Source organism: Serinicoccus sp. CNJ-927 (assembly GCF_001942435.1).
GTDB classification, from domain to species: Bacteria; Actinomycetota; Actinomycetes; order Actinomycetales; family Dermatophilaceae; genus Ornithinicoccus; species Ornithinicoccus marinus.
Genome location: NZ_MKKF01000048.1, coordinates 180,730 through 200,389 on the forward strand (window position 1 = coordinate 180,730; position 19,660 = coordinate 200,389).

Consider the following 19,660-nt stretch of genomic DNA (forward strand, 5'->3'; position numbering starts at 1 on the left):
CGAGACGTGCGGGCGCCGATGATAGGAACGAGGTATGCCCTCCCCCCGGACGCCCTTCCACGACCTGTCCCACTACGTCGCCCTCCCCCGTGTCTCCGGCCTCGCGCTGAGCCCCGACGGCACCCGCCTGGTCACCTCTGTGGCGACCCTCAACGGCGCCGGGACCGGCTACGTCTCGGCGCTGTGGGAGGTCGACCCGACGGGCGAGCGAGCGGCATACCGCATCACGCGCAGCGCCAAGGGCGAGAGCGGCGGGGCCTTCGCCGCCGACGGCGACCTCTACTTCACCTCCGCCCGCCCGGACCCGGACGGCCAGCAGGACGACGCCGCCGAGAGCTCCGCTGCCGGCGCGGCGCTGTGGACCATCCCGCGCCGCGGCGGGGAGGCGCGGGTCGTGCTGAGCCGCCCCGGCGGCGTCGACGCGGTGGCGACCGCCCGGGACGCCGATCGCGTCCTCGTCGTCGCGGGGCTGCTGCCGGGGGCGTCCACGGAGGGGGAGCACGCACAGCTGTCCGCGAGCCGCCGCAAGGCCGAGGTCGACGCGATCCTGCACACGTCCTACCCGATCCGCTACTGGGACCACGACCTCGGCCCGGCGCGGCCGCAGGTCTTCGCCCTGGACGACGGTCCCGCAGCGGGTGTCGAGGCGGTCCCGGAGGACACGGACCACGAGGCACCCGCCGACCTTCCCGGAACCGTCGACCGAGCCCGCGAGGTGCACCTGCGCCTGCTCACCGGCGACCTGCCGACACCCCTGCACGAGCCCAGCCCCGTCGTCGCGCCGGACGGGAGCTTCGCGCTCGTCGGGCTCACCGTGACCCAGGGACGGGCGGACCTGCGCGAGGGTGTCGTGCGGGTGGACCTTGACAGCGGCCGGACGCGCACCCTCGTCGACACGCCGGGCCACGACGCGCACGCGGGACCGGTGAGCCCGGACGGCGCCAGCGCCGTCGTCGTCATCAGCGAGATCACCTCGCCGACGAGCGCACCGCGCCCCCGGCTGCACCTCATGGACACCACGACCGGCGAGACCACGCCGTTGGCCCACGACTGGGACCGCTGGGCGCAGCCGGTCGCGTGGACCCCGGACGGCGCCTCGGTGATCGCGCTCGCCGACAGCGAGGGTCGGCGGCCGGTCTTCCGGATCGACGTCGCCACCGCCGAGGTCACCCAGCTCACCCAGGACGACGCCGCGTGGAGCGAGCTGGTGCTCTCCCCCGACGGCGCCACCGCCTACGGCGTGCGTTCGTCCTACCTCTTCCCACCCGAGCTCGCCCGCCTCGACCTGGCCACCGGCGAGGTCACCCGCCTCCCCGGGCCGGCCGAGCGACCGACGCTCCCGGGCCGGCTGGAGGAGGTCGAGACCACCGCGGAGGACGGCAGCCGGGTCCGCGCCTGGCTGGCTCTCCCGGAGGGTGAGCCGGCGTCGGACGTCGGACACCCGCTGCTGCTGTGGGTGCACGGCGGTCCGCTCGGGTCGTGGAACGCCTGGACCTGGCGGTGGAACCCGTGGTTGATGACCGCGCAGGGGTATGCCGTGCTGCTGCCCGACCCGGCGCTCTCGACCGGCTACGGGCAGGACTTCGTGCAGCGCGGGTGGGGCGCGTGGGGCCAGGCGCCCTACACCGACCTCATGGCGATCACCGACGCGGCCCTGGCACGAGACGACCTCGACGCCGACCGGACCGCGGCGATGGGCGGCTCCTTCGGCGGCTACATGGCCAACTGGATCGCCGGGCACACCGACCGATTCCGGGCGGTCGTCACGCACGCCTCGCTCTGGGCCCTGGACGGCTTCGGGCCGACGACAGACGCCGCGTTCTACTGGCAGCGGGAGATGACCTCGGAGATGGCGCAGGCCAACAGCCCGCACCGCTTCGTCGGGGACATCGTCACCCCGATGCTGGTCATCCACGGGGACAAGGACTACCGCGTGCCGATCGGTGAGGGCCTGCGGCTGTGGTACGAGTTGCTCTCGCGCTCCGGGCTGCCGCAGGCGGAGGACGGCACGACCCCGCACCGGTTCCTCTTCTTCCCGCAGGAGAACCACTGGATCCTCAAGCCCCAGCACGCCACCGTCTGGTATGCCACCGTCAGCGCCTTCCTCGCCGAGCACGTCCTCGGCGAGGAGCGGCCCCCCGCGGCGGAGCACCTCGGCCTGACCCCGCCGACGAAGGACGGCTCGCGCGAGGACGGCTCCCCCGGCGCGTCCTGACCGGGCCGGCCGGGCCGGCTACCCCTCGGCGGCGGTGACGCCGGGCGACCAGAGCAGCGGCGCCGGCGGGCAGCACCAGATGAGCGACCCGCTGCCGTCCGGGGCGGGCACGATCCCCCGGCGCCGCAGCGCGTCCGGGTCGGTGCCGCTGCGGGCCCGCGCCGCGAGCCGCTCGTGCTCCGGGCTGCCGGGGGCGGGCTCGCGGGCGCCCTCGGGAGGGGTCCGCGAGCGCAGCGACGCCTCGAAGGGCAGCAGCCGCTCGTGCCAGAGCTCGGTGACTCGTCGTCGCAGGTCGTCCCTGGTGCCCGTGTTGTCGAGCAGCACGTCGGCGGCCGCGGCGCGGGCGGCGTCGTCGGCCTGGGCCCGCACCCGGTCGCCGGCCGCCTGCTCGTCCATGCCGCGGTCCTGCACCAGTCGTCGCACCCGCTCGCCCTCGGGCACGTCGACGATCACCGTGAGCGCGTAGTCGGCGGCCATCCCCAGCTCGACCAGCAGCGGGATGTCGTGGACGACGACCGCGTCGTCCGGTGCCGCGGCCATGAGCTCGGCGGAGCGGCGCCGGATCTGCGGGTGGGTGATGGCCTCCAGGTCACGCCGGGCCTGCTCGTCGCCGAAGACGACCCGGCCCAGCGCGGGCCGGTCGAGCGACCCGTCGGGTGCCAGCACCTCCGGCCCGAACCGCTCGGAGATCTGCGCGAGGGCGGGCATACCCGGCTCGACGACCTGGCGCGCCACGGCGTCCGCGTCGACCACCACCGCGCCGAGGTCCGCGAGCAGGGCCGAGACCGTCGACTTGCCCGACCCGATGCCGCCGGAGAGCCCGACGCGCAAAGTCATGACGAGGTCTCGCCGCTGCCCTCGCGCCCCTGCCAGGTGCAGACGCAGGCCTCGTTGCCCTCGGCGTCGGCGAGGACCCACCACGACGGGGCGAACTCGTCGGTGACCAGGGTGCCGCCGGCGGCGAGCGCCGCAGCGACCCGCTCCTGCGCGAGGTCGTGCGGGACGGTGATGTCGAGGTGGAAGCGGCCCCGCTGGGTCCGGCCGTCGTCCATCTGCTGGAACCACATCGGGGCCAGCCGCCCCGCCGGGTCCTCGAGCTGGTGCTCGCCGGCCTCGGCGTACCCGAGCACGGCCGCCCAGAACGGCTCGACCGACGGGGCGTCGGTGACGTCGAGCGCGATCTCCAGCGCCGCGACCTCCTGCGGCGTGGCGTCCAGCCCGAGCTCGGCGGCGGCGGCGGTGATCGCGACGGCGAGCGCCCGGTCGCGCGTGGTGAGCGCACCGACGTCGTGGCTGACCGTGGAGACGGTGACGTGCGGGTAGCGCAGGTCGACGTCGGGATGGTGGTCCAGCTCGTCGGCGAGCTCGGCGATCCGCGACACCAGCCGGGCCCCGGTCGAGAAGTCCGGCGAGGCGAAGCGGGTCTGCAGCCTCCCGAGCAGCACCCGCCAGTCGGCGAGCTCGGGGTCGGTGGACAGCGCGTGGTCGGTCAGCGTCTCGGAGGACATACCGCGACTCTGCCAGATCCCGACCGGCCGCACGGTCCGCGTCGACCGACCGGACGGTACGAGGTCCTCGTGGATCTGGGTCAGCGAGTACCAGCGGCCCTAGCCGGCGGCCTCGGCGCGATCCATCGCAGCGTAGATCCGCTTCGGCGAGACCGGGGCGGGCGTGCCGAGGCGCTGGGCGAAGAGCGAGACCCGCAGCTCCTGCAGTGACCACACCACCTCGCGGACGTCGGGGTCCTCCCGACGGTGCGGGGGCAAGGCATCGAGGAAGGACGCGAGCTCGGACTCGACGACTCCGACGTCCTCCATCCGCTGCCGGTCCCGGGGCAGGTCCTGCACCCCCTTGTCGAGCCGCTCGGCCATCGCCCGCAGCCACACCACCATCCGCGGCAGCCGGGCATACCCGACGTCGGTCACGAAGCCGGGCCGCACGAGTGCGTCGAGCTGTCGCCGCAGGTCGGTGGCGAGGTCCGCCGCGGCTGGGGCGTCCAGGCGCTGCAGCCGCAGCGAGACCTCGCGCGCCGTGTCGAGGATCGGGACGAGCGACTCCACGATCTCCAGCACCCGCGGCACGCTCTGCTGCCGCACCCCGGCCAGCGCCGCCTCGAACTGCGCGGGCGTGCGCACCGTGGCCCCCGGCTGCTCGGCCACGACCGAGTCGACCGCCGCGGCGAGCGCGTCCTCGAGCAGGGCGGGCACCGAGCCGTGCGGGTTGTGGCCGAGCGAGAGCTTCTGGCTGTTGGAGAGCAACGCCAGCAGCCGCTTCCACGGCGGTGTCGTGCCCAGCAGCAGCAACCGCCGCACCCCGCGCCGGGTCTCCCGGTCCGCCTCCGAGCGCGTCGCGAGCACGCGCACGTCCACCGCGTCGCCGGTGTCGACGAGCGCCGGGTAGCCCTGCACCTCGCGCGGCCCCACCTGCCGGGTGAAGGTCTCGGGCAACGGGTCGAGGTCGGCGGGCCAGACCGTCAGGCCGGTGCGCTCCACGCCCGAGGCCGCGGCAGCCATCGAGCTGCGCACCGCGGGCGCCAGCTGCTCCTGCAGGGCCGCGAGGTCCTTGCCCTCGCCGAGCACCTCGGCCCGTCCGCGCCGCCGGCCCCGACCCTTGCCCCCGCCCGGCCGCACCGCGCGCTCGACCCGGAAGGTCATCCGCAGGTGGTCCGGCACCCTCTCCCACGGCATGTCCGCGGGGTCCACCCGCACCAGGCCGCGGCCGGTGAGCTCGGCCGCCAGCGCCTCCCGGACCGGGACCTGCCCGACCACGCCGGCCTCGCGCATACCCCGGAGCGCGGCGCGCGCGTGGTCCGGCGCCGGCACGAAGTTGCGGCGCACGTCCTTGGGCAGCGCCTTCACCAGCGCCGTCACCAGCTCCTCGTGCATCCCTGGCACAAGCCAGTCGAAACCCTCGTCCTGCACCTGGTTGAGCACCTCGACGGGCAGGTGCGCGGTGACCCCGTCGGCGTCCGCGCCCGGCTCGAACTGGTAGGTCAGCCCGAAGGTCAGCTCGCCCTGGGTCCGCTCGGTGGGGAAGTCGACGCTCAGTCCGCTCACGCGGTCGCCGGCGTCGCCCACGAGGAGGTCCTCGGTGAAGGTCAGCAGCTGCGGGTCCTCGCGGCGTGCCGTCTTCCACCAGGTGTCGAAGTGCGCGCCGGACACCACCTGCTCCGGGATCCGGGCGGAGTAGAACTCGACGAGCGTCTCGTCGTCGACGAGGATGTCGCGGCGCCGCGCCCGCTCCTCGAGCTGGCCCAGCTCGCGCACCAGCCGCCGGTTGGCGTGGAAGAAGTCGTGCCGCGTCTCCCAGTCCTCCTCGACCAGCCCCTGCCGGATGAAGAGGTCGCGCGCGGTCTCCGGGTCGATCCGCCCCATCGGCACGGCACGCCCCGCGATGAGGGGTATGCCGTAGAGCGTCACCCGCTCGTCCGCGACCGCCGACCCGGCCGAGCGCGACCAGCGGGGCTCGCTGTAAGACCGCTTGACCAGGTGCGCGGCGGCTCGCTCCACCTCGGCCGGGTCGATGACCGCGTTGGTCCGCGCCCACAGCCGCGTCGTCTCGACGAGCTCGGCGCTCATCACCCACTCGGGGTTCCTCCGATGGAGGACGGAGCCGGGCTGGATGACGAAGCGGGCGTTGCGGGCGCCGAGGTATGCCCGTGCCTCGCGTTCCCACATCCCCACGTTGGACAGCAGCCCGGTGAGCAGCGAGGAGTGCACCTGGTCGCTGGTGGCCGGGTGCTGGTTGAGCTCCATCCCCAGCTGCTTGACGGCCCGCTTCAGCTGGGTGTGCAGGTCCTGCCACTCCCGCACCCGCAGGTAGTGCAGGAACTCGGCCTTGCACATCCGCCGGAAGGCGCTGCCGGACAGCTGCTTCTGCTGCCGCTGGAGGTAGCGCCAGAGGTTGAGGACGACGAGGAAGTCGCTGTCGACGACGTCCTTGGCGTCCTTGGCGGTCGTGTCCTTCGATGCCGGCTGTCGAGGGTTCGGCGGGCCCTGCGCACCGCCCGCGCGGCGGAAGCGGGCGTGCGCCTGGTCCGCCTGCTGCTGCCGGTCCGAGGGTCGCTCGCGCACGTCCTGCATGGACAGCGCCGCGACGACGACGAGCACCTCCGTGAGAGCCCCCTGCCGCTCGGCCTCGAGGAGCATCCGCGCGAGCCGGGGGTCGACCGGCAGGCCGACGATGGCCCGGCCGTAGGGGGTGAGGCGCTGGCGCGGCAGGTGCGCGGGTGCCTTGGGGTCGATGGCCTGCAGCTCGGTGAGCAGCCGGACTCCGTCGGCGACCTGCCGCGGGTCCGGCGGCTCGAGGAAGCCGAACTTCTCGATCTCGCCCAGGCCCAGGTTGGTCATCTGCAGGATGACGCTGGCCAGGTTGGTCCGCAGGATCTCGGGGTCGGTGAACTCGGGCCGGCTCGCGAAGTCCTCCTCGCTGTAGAGCCGGATCGCGATGCCGTCGGCGAGGCGCCCGCAGCGCCCGGCCCGCTGGTTGGCCGAGGCCTGGCTGATCGGCTCGATCGGCAGCCGCTGCACCTTGAGCCGCTGGCTGTAGCGGCTGATCCGCGCGGTGCCGGTGTCCACGACATACCGGATGCCGGGGACGGTGAGCGAGGTCTCGGCGACGTTGGTGGAGACGACGATGCGTCGGCCGGTATGCCGGGCGAAGACGCGGTGCTGCTCGGCGGCGGACAGCCGGCCGTAGAGCGGCAGCACCTCGGTGTCGGGCAGGTCGAGCCCGGCGAGCGCGTCGCAGACGTCCCGGATCTCCCGCTCGCCGGAGCAGAAGACGAGCACGTCCTCGCCCGCGCCGTCGCGCCCGGTGTCCTCGGTCCACAGCTCCTCGACCGCCTCGACCACCCCGGTGACCTGGTCGATCTCGACCTGCCGGGGCTCGGCGTCGGCCCCACGGCCCCGCGGCGGCTCCTCACGGGTGAGCGGCCGGTAGCGGACCTCGACCGGGTAGGTGCGGCCGGAGACCTCGATGACCGGTGCCGGCCGCCCCTGCTCGTCGGCGAAGAACTCCGCGAAGCGCTCGACGTCGATGGTGGCCGAGGTGATGATCACCTTGAGGTCGGGTCGTCGCGGGAGCAGCCGGCGCAGGTAGCCGAGGATGAAGTCGATGTTGAGGCTGCGCTCGTGCGCCTCGTCGATGATGAGCGTGTCGTAGCGGCGCAGGTCGCGGTCGCGCTGGAGCTCCGAGAGCAGGATCCCGTCGGTCATGACCTTGACCAGGGTGTCCGCGCGGGAGACGTCGGTGAAGCGCACCTGGTATCCCACGACGGTGCCGAGCTCGGCGCCGAGCTCCTCGCTGACCCGCTCGGCCACCGACCGCGCCGCGATCCGGCGCGGCTGGGTGTGGCCGATCATGCCCTCGACCCCGCGCCCCAGCTCCAGGCAGATCTTCGGCAGCTGGGTGGTCTTGCCCGACCCGGTCTCCCCCGCGACGATCACCACCTGGTGCTCGGCGACCGTCTGCAGCAGGTCCTGGCGCCGCTCGGAGACGGGCAGCTCGGGCGGGTAGTGCAATGATCCGCGGGCGGGCTGGGCCTTCCGTCGTGCGGCGGTGGCCGCGGCGGCCTGCTCCCGCGAGGCTCCGCGTGAGCGACGGTCCGACCCAGGGCCCGAGCGTGTCGGTGACCCTGTGCCGCGAGGCCGGCGCCGGCTACGACGCCCGGAGCCGGCGCGGCCTCGGCTCCCCTGCTGCCGACCGCTGCCCGCGTCGGGGTCACGTCGGTCGGGCTCGGGCACGCCCTCCACTCTAACGAGGCGGCACCACCGGGTTTCCGAGCGGCGGCGTCCCGGTCCGGCGGCGGCTCTGCGGCTCAGGCCGCGCCGCTGCGGGGCACCAGGCCGGAGGCGACCGGCAGGTGGGTCACTCCCGCGTGGGTGGCGAGGAAGGTGCCCCAGAGGGTCAGCCCGGCGTCCTCGCAGGCATCGAGGGCGTACTGGTGCAGGGCCCGATCGGCGTCACTGACCCCGCCACGCGGGCGGGCGAGCGCCAGGACGAATCCGGGCGTGTCCGGCAGGTCCGCGATGACCGGGATCATCCGCGCCACCACCTGGGTCGGGTCCTCCTGCGCCACCTCCCCCACCACGACGGGTTGGGCCAGCGTGCCGCCGGGGCGGCAGAGGAGGAAGCCCAGCGCGCCGGCGGCGCGGTCGGCGTCGCTCACGACGAGGTCCACGACATCGGCGGCCAGCACCGGGTCGTCGAGCGGACGGGCGGGCCAGTCATCAGGAAGGTTCTCGAAACTCATGACGGCCAGCCTGCCCCGGCGCGCGATCGTCGCGCAGAAGTTGTCCACAGCCCCGGCATACCTGGGACCGACGTCGGGGTAGCACGACCTCCATCGGGATGTGTGCCGATGAAGCTCCTGCTAGGCCGACGTCGGTCCGGAGGGGCGGTATGCCCGGTGGTGCCCCTCAGAGCAGCTGGGAGACCGCGTGGATCACCAGTCCGACCAGCGCGCCCACGACGGTGCCGTTGAGCCGGATGAACTGCAGGTCGCGACCGACGTGCAGTTCGATCTTGTCCGACGCCTCGCGAGCGTCCCATCGCGCGATGGTCCCTGAGATGACCGAGGTGAGCTCGGGCCCGTAGCGCTGGACCAGGGACACCACGGTGTCGGCGACCCACGCGTCCAGCCGCGCCTGCAGCCGCTCGTCGTCGACGAGCTGTCGACCCAGTGCCGCCAGCCCGGTGCTCATCCGGGTGCGCAGCGCCCCCTGCGGGTCGTCCAGGGCGTCGAGGACGGAGGTGCGCAGCGTCTCCCCGAGGGCGACGCCCGTCGCGCTCACCTGCGGGTGGTCCAGGACCCGCTCCTTGAGCGACTCGAAGCGCTCGCGGGTCCGCTCGTCCTCCTGCAGGTCGCGGCCCAGCTCGGCCAGGTAGGCGTCGAGGGCGTGCCGCACGGTGTGCTCCGGGTCGTCCTTGACGTCGCGGGCCCAGCGCAGCACCTCGGTGTAGACCCGTCGGGTCACCTGGTCGTTGACCCAGGTCGGGGCCCAGGCGGGGGCGCGCGAGCGGACGATCGTCTCTACCTGGTCCTGGTGCAGGGCGAGCCAGGCGTGCAGCTCCCGGGCGAAGAGGTCGACGAGCCCGCGGTGCGAGCCGTCCTCGACGACACGCTCCAGGAGGTGACCGGCGACCGGGGACAGCGGCTCCTCGCGCACCCGCGGGAGGACGACGTCGTCGACGAAGGTGCGGATCTCGTCCTCGTCCAGGCGCTCGACGGCACGGCGCAGGAAGGGCGCCGCCTCGGAGACCACGCGCTCGACGTGCTCGGGCTCGCGCAGCCACTCGCCGACCCGGTGCACGACCTGGGCGTCGAGGAGCTTGTCCCTCAGCACCTGCGGGGTGAGGAAGTTGTCGGTGACGAACTGCTCGAGGCTCGCCCCGAGGTCGTCCTTGCGCCGACGGACCAGAGCGGTGTGCGGGATCGGCAGCCCGAGCGGGTGCCGGAAGAGCGCGACAACGGCGAACCAGTCGGCGATCGCCCCGATCATCCCCGCCTCGGCACCCGCGTTGACGTATCCCCAGATCCCGTCGCGCCCGTGGGTCAGCACGTAGATGACCGCCATGACCACGAGCAACCCGGTCGCAACGGTGCGCATCTGCCGCAGCCCGGCACGGCGCGACGCGTCGTCCTGTCGGATCACGGCGCGCTGCTGGTCGACGGTGCCTTCCACGGGTCCCTCCTGCAGGTATGCCGGTGCGGACGACGAGCGGTCGGACGTGACCGACCGGGCGGTCCAGCCTAGTCCGAGTATGGTCAGCGGATGAGGTGGGTGCGGCTCGGGGCGGCGCCGGCTGCCACCTGCCTGCCGGTCTCGCTGGGCGCGGCCTCCCTGGCCCAGAGCCCGTCTCGCGCGCTGGACTCGGCGGTCGCCGTCGAGGCCGACGGCACGACGGTCGGCCGTTCGTCCGACGCCGAGCTGATCGTCTGGCAGGTCGTCGGCGACGACGCCGACGCCGCTCCCGACGTGACCTGCACCGTGACGGACGACGCCGGCGGCGGCCTCTCGGGCGAGGTCGGTCCGGGCCCGCTCCTGGGCTCCGGCGACGAGCAGCTGCGCCGGGTCGCGCGCTACGACGTCCCCGCGTGGGTGGCCTCCACCACGGTGGACTGCGCCCCCGACGACGCGGACCTGCGGCTCACCCCAGGGTATGCCGAGCCGACGGCCGCTCATCGCGTGGCTGCCCGCTGGTTCGGCGGCGGCGGGGCGGTCGGGGTCGTGCTCGTCGGGGCTGGCCTCGTGATCGGTCGACGCGACGGCGCCCGCACCGGCGCGCCGTCGTCCGCCGGAGGCCCGACCGGGAGCGGTGGTCAGGTCACTCCGCCTGCCCACGGCACGGAGCGTCCGCGCGTGCGGGGGCTCACCTTCCGCCCGCCGGGCGAGGGTCGCTGAGGCTCCCACCAGCATCGGCGTGGATGACGCCTTGACCACGCGTCGGGCCGCGCCCCCTCGGTCCCGAGAGCGCGCGACTGCACCGGGGATGTCTCGGAATCGACCTCTTCGCCGATGGGGTGCAGGGCAACCACTCGCGGCGCCCGGTGGGTGACAGATGGCACGCCGGGAGGTATCCCCCGTGTGCCAAGGTGGAACGCACGACACAATGGGCGCGTCACAGCGTGTGCCTCGCATCCTGACGGGGGGCGGGAGCACGACGACACGGCCACCCGAGGAGAGACGATGACCGACCAGCCGCAGCCGCTCGCCGCGCCCGAGCCCGAGGGTGAGTCGTTGGTGCTGACCGCGCCCGGCCCGACCGAGCCCGTCGCCCAGACGGCCGCGCCGAAGATGGCGCCGCAGGTCGACCCCGAGGCGATGCCCGCCCTGGACGCCAAGGTCGAGACCTACCTCGCCGGACTGACCGGGACCGAGACGAAGTCGCCCGAGTTCGCCCAGCGCGCGGCTGACGTCCGCACCATGGGCGACGCCGACATCCGGGCGGCGGCCGAGACCTCCAACCGGTTGCTGAAGTCACCGGTCCGCGCGATCCAGTCCGGCGGGGTGTCCCGGGAGTCCAAGGTCGCGCAGACCCTCACCGAGCTGCGGCACACGGTGGAGGACCTCGACCCGGCCCAGGCCACCGGGGTGAAGAAGTGGTTCGAGCGGCTGCCGTTCTCGGACCGGCTGACGAAGTACTTCCAGAAGTACGAGTCCGCGGAGAAGCACCTGGACGCCATCCTGCACGCGCTCAAGAGCGGCCAGGACGAGCTCGCCAAGGACAACGCCGCGCTCAACATGGAGAAGCAGCAGCTGTGGGAGTCGATGGGACGGCTGAACCAGTACGTCTACATCGCCGAGCGGCTCGACGCCAGGGTCGCCGCGACCATCGCCGAGCTGGACAGCAGCGACCCCGAGCGCGCCAAGGCGCTGCGCGAGGACGTCCTGTTCTACGTCCGGCAGAAGCACCAGGACCTGCTCACCCAGCTCGCCGTGTCGATCCAGAACTACCTCGCGATCGACATCGTCATGAAGAACAACATCGAGCTCATCAAGGGCGTCGACCGGGCCTCCACCACGACGGTCTCGGCGCTGCGGACCGCTGTGCTCGTCGCGCAGGCGCTCAACAACCAGAAGCTCGTGCTCGACCAGATCACCGCGCTCAACCAGACCACCTCCCAGATGATCCAGAGCACCAGTGAGCTGCTGCGCGACAACTCCGTCGCCATCCAGGAGCAGGCCGCGTCCTCCACGCTGGGGCTGGACCAGCTGCAGGCCGCCTTCACCAACATCTACGCCACGATGGACGCGATCGACGAGTTCCGGGTCCAGGCCCTGGACGGCATGTCGCAGACGATCGGGGTGCTCGAGGGCGAGGTCGAGAAGTCGCGCAGCTACCTCGACCGCGCCAAGCGCACCGACGTGCGCCTCGCGGCGGGCCAGCTGGACATCGAGGGTTCGGGCCCCTCGCGCCGGGGCTGACGTGGGGTTCTCCGACCTGCTGGACCGGATGCTCGGCCGGTCCGCCCCGGCCGACGACCGGATGAGCCTGCCCGCGCCGCCGACGGCGCAGGACGTGGAGCAGGCACTGGCCTCGACCGAGGAGCTGCTCGCCTCCGCGGCGCTGCCCTCCGTCGTCGTCGCCCGCGGCAGCAGGGTCATCGACACGGTGCGGGACACCGTGCCGCGGCTGGAGAAGCTCAGCGGCAGCGACCTCGGCTACACCGTCATCGCGACGGCGACGGACTACCTGCCCGAGGCGGTCGGGGCCTACCAGCGGCTACCCCGGCGGTATGCCGACACCCGGCCGGTCGACGGCGCGAAGACCTCACTCATGGTGCTCGTGGACCAGCTCGACCTGCTGGGCCTGACGATGGACAAGGTCTTCGACGCGGTCTACCGCCAGGACGCGCGCGAGCTCGTCGCCCAGGGCCGGTTCATCGCCGAGAAGTTCGGGTCCGCCGGTGCCGGCGGGTCGCTGCGCGTCGAGGAGGCGGACCACGCGCCCGTGCCAGCAGCGCCGCCGACCGACGGGGAGCCGCTGTCGCCGCCGGAAGGGGTGGACCGGTGAGCCGGCTGGGCGACGCCGTGGACCTGCTCGCGCGGGTGGGCCGCGAGGCCGGCCTGGACGAGCAGGCGGTGCGGGTCGAGGGCCAGCACCTCGCCGCCGCCGTCCTGGAGCATCCCGGACCGGGCGAGGCGCACACCCTCTGGGCCCGGGCCTTCGACCGCCCCACCAGCGACTTCTTCGGCGCGGTGCCCAAGGGTCGCCGGTATGCCTCGATCCCCACCCCGCTGCTGTCGACGCTCGTCGCCGAGAGCAGCCCCCGGGCGTCGGGATACGCCCAGGCGCTGGCCGACGTCGCGACCGCTGCCTGCACCCTGCCCGGCGCGGGGCAGCTCAGCGTCGGCAAGGCGACGTCCGTGGCCCGCGCGCAGCTGGCCGCCGCAGGGGTGGCTCCCGCGCACGGGCCGGGCTCCCCCACCGCCGGGCTCACCCCGCCGCAGGCCGGTCCGTCGCCGTCCACGGGGGCACCCGCCGGTCTGCCGGGTGCCCCGAGCGAGGCGTCCGCACTCTCCGCCGACCTGCTCCGCCGGGCGCAGGAGCAGGGGGCCCGGGTCCGCGACATGCTCACCTCCCTCTCCGCAGGCAGCCAGACCTACCAGCCGGCACCGACACAGCCGCCCGGGCCGGAGAGGTACCCGACGGGTGCGCCGGCCGGGACGGGTCCCGGTCAGGCCGCACCGGACCAGACCACCGGCGCGGGTCCGGCGCCCGAGGTCGCCGCGACCGCCGAGGACCCGGCGGCGACGGCGGAGCCGCAGGAGGAGCCCGAGCCGGAGCCCTCGGTGGAGGAGCTCCTCGCCGAGCTGGACGAGCTCATCGGTCTCGAGCGGGTCAAGGCCGAGATCCACCGCCAGGTCGCCGTGCTCAAGATGGACGCCCGTCGGCAGGAGGCCGGCCTCAAGGTGGCCACCCTGACCCGGCACCTCGTCTTCGTCGGCAACCCCGGCACCGGCAAGACGACCGTGGCCCGGCTCGTCGGCGGGATCTACCGCGCGCTGGGTCTGCTGAGCAAGGGGCAGCTGGTCGAGGTGGACCGCAGCGAGCTGGTGGCGGGATACCTGGGGCAGACGGCCGCCAAGACCGCCGAGGTGGTCGGCAGCGCTCACGGCGGGGTCATCTTCATCGACGAGGCCTACAGCCTGGGTGGCGACCAGTACGGCAAGGAGGCCATCGACACCCTGGTCAAGGAGATGGAGGACCACCGGGAGGACCTCGTCGTCATCGTCGCCGGCTACCCGGACCCGATGGCGGAGTTCATCGCCACCAACCCGGGCCTGGAGAGCCGGTTCCGCACCATCATCGAGTTCGAGGACTACACCGACGACGAGCTCGGCGCGATCCAGCAGCAGCTCGCCGGGCAGATGGACTACGACCTGTCCCCCGAGGCGGTGGAGCGCTTCGCGGAGATCCTGGCGGCGACACCGCGTGGGCCCAGCTTCGGCAACGGCCGGTTCGCCCGAAACCTCCTCGAGGCGGCCATCGGCCGGCACGCCTGGCGGTTGCGGGACATCACCGACGTCGACGTCACCGCGTTGCGCACCCTGCAGCGCGAGGACTTCGAGGACCGTGACGCGGTCGACCTCTCGCCGGACGCGCCGCTCGGTGCTGTCGGGGCGCCGGAGGACCCGGCGGCCGACGGGGTTCCCGGCGACGGGGTGGGGCACGAGCCGGTGGAGGGTGACGCGCCCGAGGAGCCGCGCCCGTGAGCACACCGGGACAGGCCACCCCCTCGGCCTCGGCAGCCGCACCGTCGCAGGCCACGGGGTCCTCCGCCGCGACGGCCACCCCCACCTCCCCGGGCACGGCGCCGAGCGCAGCCCCGGCCTCGGCGACGCGGACCGCCCGGCCGGCCGCACGACCGAGCACCACCCCGCGGTTGCTGCGCGTCCTGCGCGGCGTCGCGGCGGCGGTGGCCCTCCTCACCGGGGTGGCCGCCTCGGGCACCCTGTCCACCGACGGTGTCGCGGCCACCCCCACCGCACTGGCGCAGGAGTGGACGGCGACGCAGCGGGCCTCGGTGCTCGTCGCCGAGGCGGACCAGGCGCTCGCGCAGCGTGTCGTGGACGGCGACACCGACGAGAGCCGCGCCGCCTTCGAGCGGATCACCACCGAGGTCAGCCGCGAGCTCGGGACCGTCGGTGACGACGGCGGCGCGCCCGAGGCCTGGGCCACCTACCTCGTCGCGGCCGAGCGGGCCGGCACCTCCGTCGGCTACAGCGCCGGCGAGGGCCAGGACCGCTACGGCACGGCCCGGCAGGGAGCGGCCGACGCGGGCCAGGCGCTGCAACGGGTCGCGGACCAGCGGGTGGACGCGCTCTCCGGGCCCCGCTCGGAGCTGACCGGCGTCCTGGGCACGCTCGCCACCCTCGCGCTGCTCGGTGTGCTCGTGGTCCTGGCCCTGCGCACCCGACGGATCGTCAACGTCCCGGTGCTGGCGGCGACCGCGATCACCGCGGGACTGACCTACCTCTCCGTCAACCCGGGGAGCCTGCCGGTCGACTACGAGGCCCAGCTGGCCTCGCCGGCCACCACCGCCACCGCGCTGGCCTCGGTCCACGAGGCTCGCGCCGCCCAGCTCGCCGAGTCCGTCGCGCCGGCGACGCGTGGCAGGGTGCCGCGGCCGCCGCCGGGGAGGCTCTGGCGGCGGCGGACGAGGGCAGCGACCTGGTCACCGACTGGGAGGAGATCGCCGAGGGGGACGCCGACGGCGCGTCGATCTCGGCCTCCCAGGAGGACTTCGAGGGACTGGCCGCGACTCTCGAGCAGCGGCTCGACGACCAGCTCGCGGCCGTCGACACCCAGGTCGGTGCGCCGGCGCTCATCACCGCCGGGGCAGCGCTCCTGCTCGGCGTGGTCGCCGCAGCCCTCGCGTGGACCGGGATCACGCGACGCCTGCAGGACTACCGGTGAGTGCTGCGCGCGGGGGTGCGCGCTCCTCGGTCCAGCGCGAGCTCGACCTGGCGGAGCAGTCCCAGCACGCGGGGATCCGTGGCTCGACGGGCGGCGCGTGGGGCTGGGCGCTCGGCCTCGTCCTGCTCGTCCTCGGGGTCCTGGTGAGCGGCCCGGACCCCGACCCGGACACCGTGCAGGCCATCGGCACCACCGACGAGGCCCGGGTCGCGCGGCTGGACGTCGCGGTGGCTGCGGACGAGGGCCGGGCGACCTTCGACGAGGCGACGGCACGGGTGGCCGACCAGCGCGCCCGTATGCTGGCCTCGCTCGAGAACACGACAGGGGCCTCGGCACCCGTCGCGGCCACCGGTCTGGCAGCGGCGGCGCCCGCAGGGATCGCCTTCGCCCTGCCGGGTCGGAGGAAGGACTCATGAGCGGCACACCGCGGGACGACAGCGACGGACGTGAGGGCCGGGACGGGGTTGGCGAGGCCGACCGGCCGATGCTCGTGCTCGGCGAGGACCTGCCGGACGTCGAGGACACCACGATCGAGGAGCTACGCGCCCAGGAGGCCGCGCTGGAGCAGCAGCGTCGCGAGCTCGCCGAGCAGGCGGAGCAGGAGCGGGACCTCGCCCGGCAACGCCTGGCCTCGCAGCGCCGGGAGGTCGAGCGCGAGCTGGCCCGGCGCCAGCGCGAGATCGACGACGCCGAGCGCCGCCTGGTCCGCACCGAGCGTCGGCTGCGTCGGCAGGCGGCGCGGATGGGCCAGGAGGACCGGGTCCCCCGCGTGTCGACCACCAGGACCACACGCAGCTCCAACCGTCTCCTCGCGGGGCCCGTGAGGTGAGCAGTCGGCGTATACCCCACCTGCGGACGGTCATCACCCTGCTGGTCGCCTCGATGCTCGCGCTGGTCGTGGGTGCTGCCCTGTCCGCCTCCCGGGCGGACGAGCGGGACGTCGCCACGTTCGAGGGCCTGGACGAGAGTCGTGCCCTCCTGCGCGAGGCCACCGACGCGCTCGACAGCGAGATCGTCCGGCAGGCCACCGGGGAGCCGGCGGCACCCGACGCGGACGGTGACCTCGGCAGCGCCGGCCTAGCCCGGATCGCCTTCGACCGCGGCGACGTCCCCTCCTACTACCGCGACGACCTCGAGCCCCTCAACGCCGCGCTGTCCTCGACGGACACCGCCCCGGTGCGGGCCGCCACCACGTGGGAGGAGACACGGAACACCTTCCGGTATGCCGTGTCCAGCACCGAGGTGGACGACGCGCGCGAGCACATCACGCCCGGCTCGCCCTGGGCCACGACGCTCATGTGGGGTGGCGCGCTGGTGCTCCTGGGCGTCTCGGTGGTGCTCTGGCGCTCCGGCGCCCGCCTCGCCGCAGGATTCGCTCTCGCCGGCCTGCTCGCCAGCGGACTGGCCCTGGCACAGGACCCCTTCTTCGACGGCGTGACCGCCCGTGCCGAGGCGCACGAGGAGGCGGTCGACCGCGCCGACGACGTGCGCGACGAGGTCCGGCGCGATCTCGAGGTGATGCTGGGGCTGCGTGCGCTCGAACCGTACGAGCAAGGGGACGACGGCTTCTGGGAGCAGACCTACGGCCTGGAGGAGCTCGGGGTGGCGCACGACGAGTGGGCGCAGGCGCGGGCCGAGCTGGGCGACGCCCTGGCGCAGGACAGCACCACCGAAGAGCTGCGCTCCGCCGCGCTGGGCGTCATCGACGCCGCCGGTGAGGCGTCGGTCGACGTCGAGGCCGAGGTCGAGACGCTGCGGCAGTCCGTCGTCGACACCGCCGAGCAGGGATGGGCGCCCGGCCTCATGTTGCCCGGGCTGGCCCTCGTCATCCTGCTCCCCCTCGCCGGCCTCGGGATCGAGGCCTGGCGCCGACGCCAGGAGGGCGAGGACCGGTGACCGGCGGACACGCGTACGCCCCCGTGGCGCCCGGGTCGCTCGGGGCGGACGTCCCGGACACCGAGCTGCTCGCCTACCTCGACGCCATGCTGCGGTGGAAGGACCGCCGTCGCACCGAGCTCGCGGCGCTGGACGAGGCCGCCCTCGAGGTGACCGACCCGGGCGAGCGTGCCGCCCTGACCCCGGACGTGACCCTGTCGATGACCCTGTGGCAGGCGGTCGCCGACCGGCTCGCCCTCATCCTGGCCACCTGGGACAGCGGCCGGGTCGGTGAGCAGGAGCGTCGCCGCATCACCACTCTGGTGTGGGGCTCGCTGGAGCAGCCCGGCACGCGCGGCGCCCAGTCCCTCGCCGTGTCCCTGCCGGAGGCTGCCGGCTCTCGGACTCCCTCGCCTCCTCGCTGCGCTCCCGGCTGCGGCTGGACGGCGCCGACCCAGACCTCGCCGGACGGCTGCGCTCGCTGCGTCAGCAGATCGAGCGGATCGCGGACCAGGTGGCCCTCATCCCCGGTTCCCGGCGCTCCTCGGCCGCGAGCGCACACGCGGAGCTGGACCGACGCCTCACCGACGTCACCGACCGCGCCGCCCGGGGGGCCGACGTCGGTGGGCTCCTCGCCCCGCTGGAGTCCCGCGCGGCGACGATCGAGCGCGACCTCATCGTCGCCGCCTCGGCCCGGGCGCACGCCAAGGCCGACCACGCCCAGGCGACCCGCGAGGTGGCCGAGCTCACCGCGCGGGGGCAGGCGGTGCGCTCGCTCGCGCACCGCGCCGTCGCCTCGGTGACGCCGTCGCCCCGGCTGGGCGTCCCCGACGTCACCGCGCTGGGGGACGTGCCGACCGAGCCCGCCGAGCTGAGCGCATACCGGGAGCGACTGGGGCGGGTCGAGCGGGCGCTGAGCATGGCGCACGCGGAGTATGCCGCCGCGCTGGATCGTCTCGAGGACCTCACCGAGCGGGCGCACCGGGTCCGCGCAGCGCTCGCGGTGGCCGGTTCGGAGGATGCCATGAGCACCGTCGCGGACCAGACGGCGGCCGTGCTGGAGGACCGACCCACCGACCTGACGCGACTGGAGGCGCTGGTGCAGGCGCAGGAGAGCTACGCGAAGACGATGGGGGTGCGCCCGTGAGCGGGTCACCGTGCCGGGAGCCCGGGTGCACCGGGTCCTACGAGGACGGGTGGTGCAACGTCTGCGGCTCCCCCGAGCCCCGGCAGGCCCCGATCGAGGCGACCCCCGCCCGTCCGGTGCCCGCGAGCGCCGACCCGGAGCCGGACGGCGCACCCGGTTCGGGCGCCGACCCCGCCGCGGCGTCCGGCCACATGGTCGCGACCCCCGCCCCCGGGCAGAGCCGTCAGGCCGTCCGTGCGGCCCGGGTGCGCCGCCGCCGCGCCGGGGCGGACAGCCGCCGCTCGCGGCTCGGCCTGGGCCTGACCACCGTCCCGGACGTGCCGGAGGGCGACCCGGTCGAGAAGCTCATGACCGACCCCCAGGTGCCCGAGGACCGGCGGGTATGCCCCGCGTGCGGCGCCGACGTGGGCCGCGCCGCGGGCGAGGGCGAGGGGCGCCAGCAGGGGTTCTGCCCGCAGTGCCGGGCGCCCTACTCCTTCACCCCTAAGCTGGAGCCGGGCGAGCTCGTGGCGGGGCAGTACGAGAACGTCGGCGCGCTCGCCCACGGCGGGATGGGCTGGATCTACCTTGGTCGCGACAAGAACGTCTCGGACCGCTTCGTCGTGCTCAAGGGACTGCTCAACACCGGCGACGACGACGCCCTCGACGCCGCGGTGGCCGAGCAGCAGTTCCTGGCCCAGGTCAAGCACCCGCTGATCGTCGAGATCTACAACACCGTCCAGCACGACGGCGACGCCTACACGGTGATGGAGCACGTCGGCGGGCGCAGCCTCAAGCAGCTGCTGCAGGACCGGATGCGCGAGGCGGGCCGCTACACGCCCTTCCCGGTCGACCAGGCCCTCGCCTACGTCATCGAGGTGCTGCCCGCCTTCACACACCTGCACGACCTGGGCCTGCTCTACTGCGACTTCAAGCCCGACAACCTCATCCACGAGCGCGACGGCATCAAGCTCATCGACCTCGGCGGGGTGCGTCGGCAGGACGACCTGGAGTCACCG

At 74.2% G+C, this 19,660-nt stretch carries 14 protein-coding genes and 1 pseudogene; 10 read left to right on the top strand and 5 right to left on the bottom strand.

Going from position 1 to position 19,660, the window contains the following annotated elements:
* The first annotated feature begins 34 nt into the window (after window positions 1–34).
* A complete protein-coding gene (locus BJF86_RS13050) occupies window positions 35–2,215 on the top strand; it encodes a S9 family peptidase (protein WP_075819540.1) in 2,181 nt (726 codons plus the stop codon).
* 18 nt (window positions 2,216–2,233) lie between these two features.
* On the opposite strand, the gene coaE is transcribed toward BJF86_RS13050, so the two are convergent.
* The 5 genes from coaE to BJF86_RS13075 form a co-directional block, all read right to left on the bottom strand.
* Entirely contained in the window at window positions 2,234–3,052 is an 819-nt protein-coding gene (gene coaE, locus BJF86_RS13055) for a dephospho-CoA kinase (RefSeq protein WP_083653080.1), read from the bottom strand.
* Window positions 3,049–3,723, bottom strand: a complete 675-nt coding sequence (locus tag BJF86_RS13060; protein WP_075819612.1) for a VOC family protein — start codon at window positions 3,721–3,723, stop codon at window positions 3,049–3,051. Before BJF86_RS13060 ends, coaE begins: the two co-directional genes overlap by 4 nt.
* Before the next feature lie 99 nt (window positions 3,724–3,822).
* A complete protein-coding gene (hrpA, locus tag BJF86_RS13065) occupies window positions 3,823–7,959 on the bottom strand; it encodes an ATP-dependent RNA helicase HrpA (RefSeq protein WP_075819614.1) in 4,137 nt (1,378 codons plus the stop codon).
* A gap of 74 nt (window positions 7,960–8,033) precedes the next feature.
* Entirely contained in the window at window positions 8,034–8,468 is a 435-nt protein-coding gene (locus BJF86_RS13070) for a hypothetical protein (protein WP_143553838.1), read from the bottom strand.
* 166 nt (window positions 8,469–8,634) lie between these two features.
* The gene (locus tag BJF86_RS13075; protein WP_237767679.1) at window positions 8,635–9,900 is read right to left on the bottom strand and encodes a DUF445 domain-containing protein; all 1,266 of its coding nucleotides are present in this window, start codon (window positions 9,898–9,900) and stop codon (window positions 8,635–8,637) included.
* A 90-nt stretch (window positions 9,901–9,990) separates the two neighbouring features.
* Between BJF86_RS13075 and BJF86_RS13080 the strand changes: the two genes are divergently transcribed.
* The 9 genes and pseudogenes from BJF86_RS13080 to BJF86_RS19040 all read left to right on the top strand — a co-directional run.
* Complete coding sequence (locus tag BJF86_RS13080) at window positions 9,991–10,620, top strand: hypothetical protein (RefSeq protein ID WP_075819546.1); 630 nt, start codon at window positions 9,991–9,993, stop codon at window positions 10,618–10,620.
* Window positions 10,621–10,905: 285 nt separating this feature from the next.
* Window positions 10,906–12,144 carry a toxic anion resistance protein gene (locus BJF86_RS13085; RefSeq protein ID WP_075819547.1) on the top strand — a complete coding sequence of 413 codons (1,239 nt, stop codon included), beginning with the start codon at window positions 10,906–10,908 and terminating at the stop codon, window positions 12,142–12,144.
* A 1-nt stretch (window position 12,145) separates the two neighbouring features.
* Window positions 12,146–12,733, top strand: coding sequence for a hypothetical protein (locus BJF86_RS13090; protein ID WP_143553839.1), 588 nt, complete (start codon window positions 12,146–12,148; stop codon window positions 12,731–12,733).
* A 5-nt stretch (window positions 12,734–12,738) separates the two neighbouring features.
* Complete coding sequence (locus BJF86_RS13095) at window positions 12,739–14,436, top strand: AAA family ATPase (RefSeq protein WP_075819618.1); 1,698 nt, start codon at window positions 12,739–12,741, stop codon at window positions 14,434–14,436.
* A 1,200-nt stretch (window positions 14,437–15,636) separates the two neighbouring features.
* Entirely contained in the window at window positions 15,637–16,056 is a 420-nt protein-coding gene (locus BJF86_RS13100; protein ID WP_075819548.1) for a hypothetical protein, read from the top strand.
* Window positions 16,053–16,469: a hypothetical protein gene (locus BJF86_RS13105; RefSeq protein WP_075819550.1), complete on the top strand. Its 417-nt coding sequence runs from the start codon at window positions 16,053–16,055 to the stop codon at window positions 16,467–16,469. The genes BJF86_RS13100 and BJF86_RS13105 overlap by 4 nt, the downstream gene beginning before the upstream one ends.
* On the top strand, window positions 16,466–17,536 hold the full coding sequence (locus tag BJF86_RS13110; RefSeq protein WP_075819552.1) for a hypothetical protein: 1,071 nt from the start codon (window positions 16,466–16,468) through the stop codon (window positions 17,534–17,536). Before BJF86_RS13105 ends, BJF86_RS13110 begins: the two co-directional genes overlap by 4 nt.
* Before the next feature lie 304 nt (window positions 17,537–17,840).
* Entirely contained in the window at window positions 17,841–18,662 is an 822-nt protein-coding gene (locus tag BJF86_RS13115; protein ID WP_237768216.1) for a hypothetical protein, read from the top strand.
* Between the two features lie 191 nt (window positions 18,663–18,853).
* Window positions 18,854–19,633 (top strand): annotated as a pseudogene (locus tag BJF86_RS19040) (serine/threonine protein kinase); the annotation flags it as partial.
* Window positions 19,634–19,660 lie beyond the last annotated feature (27 nt).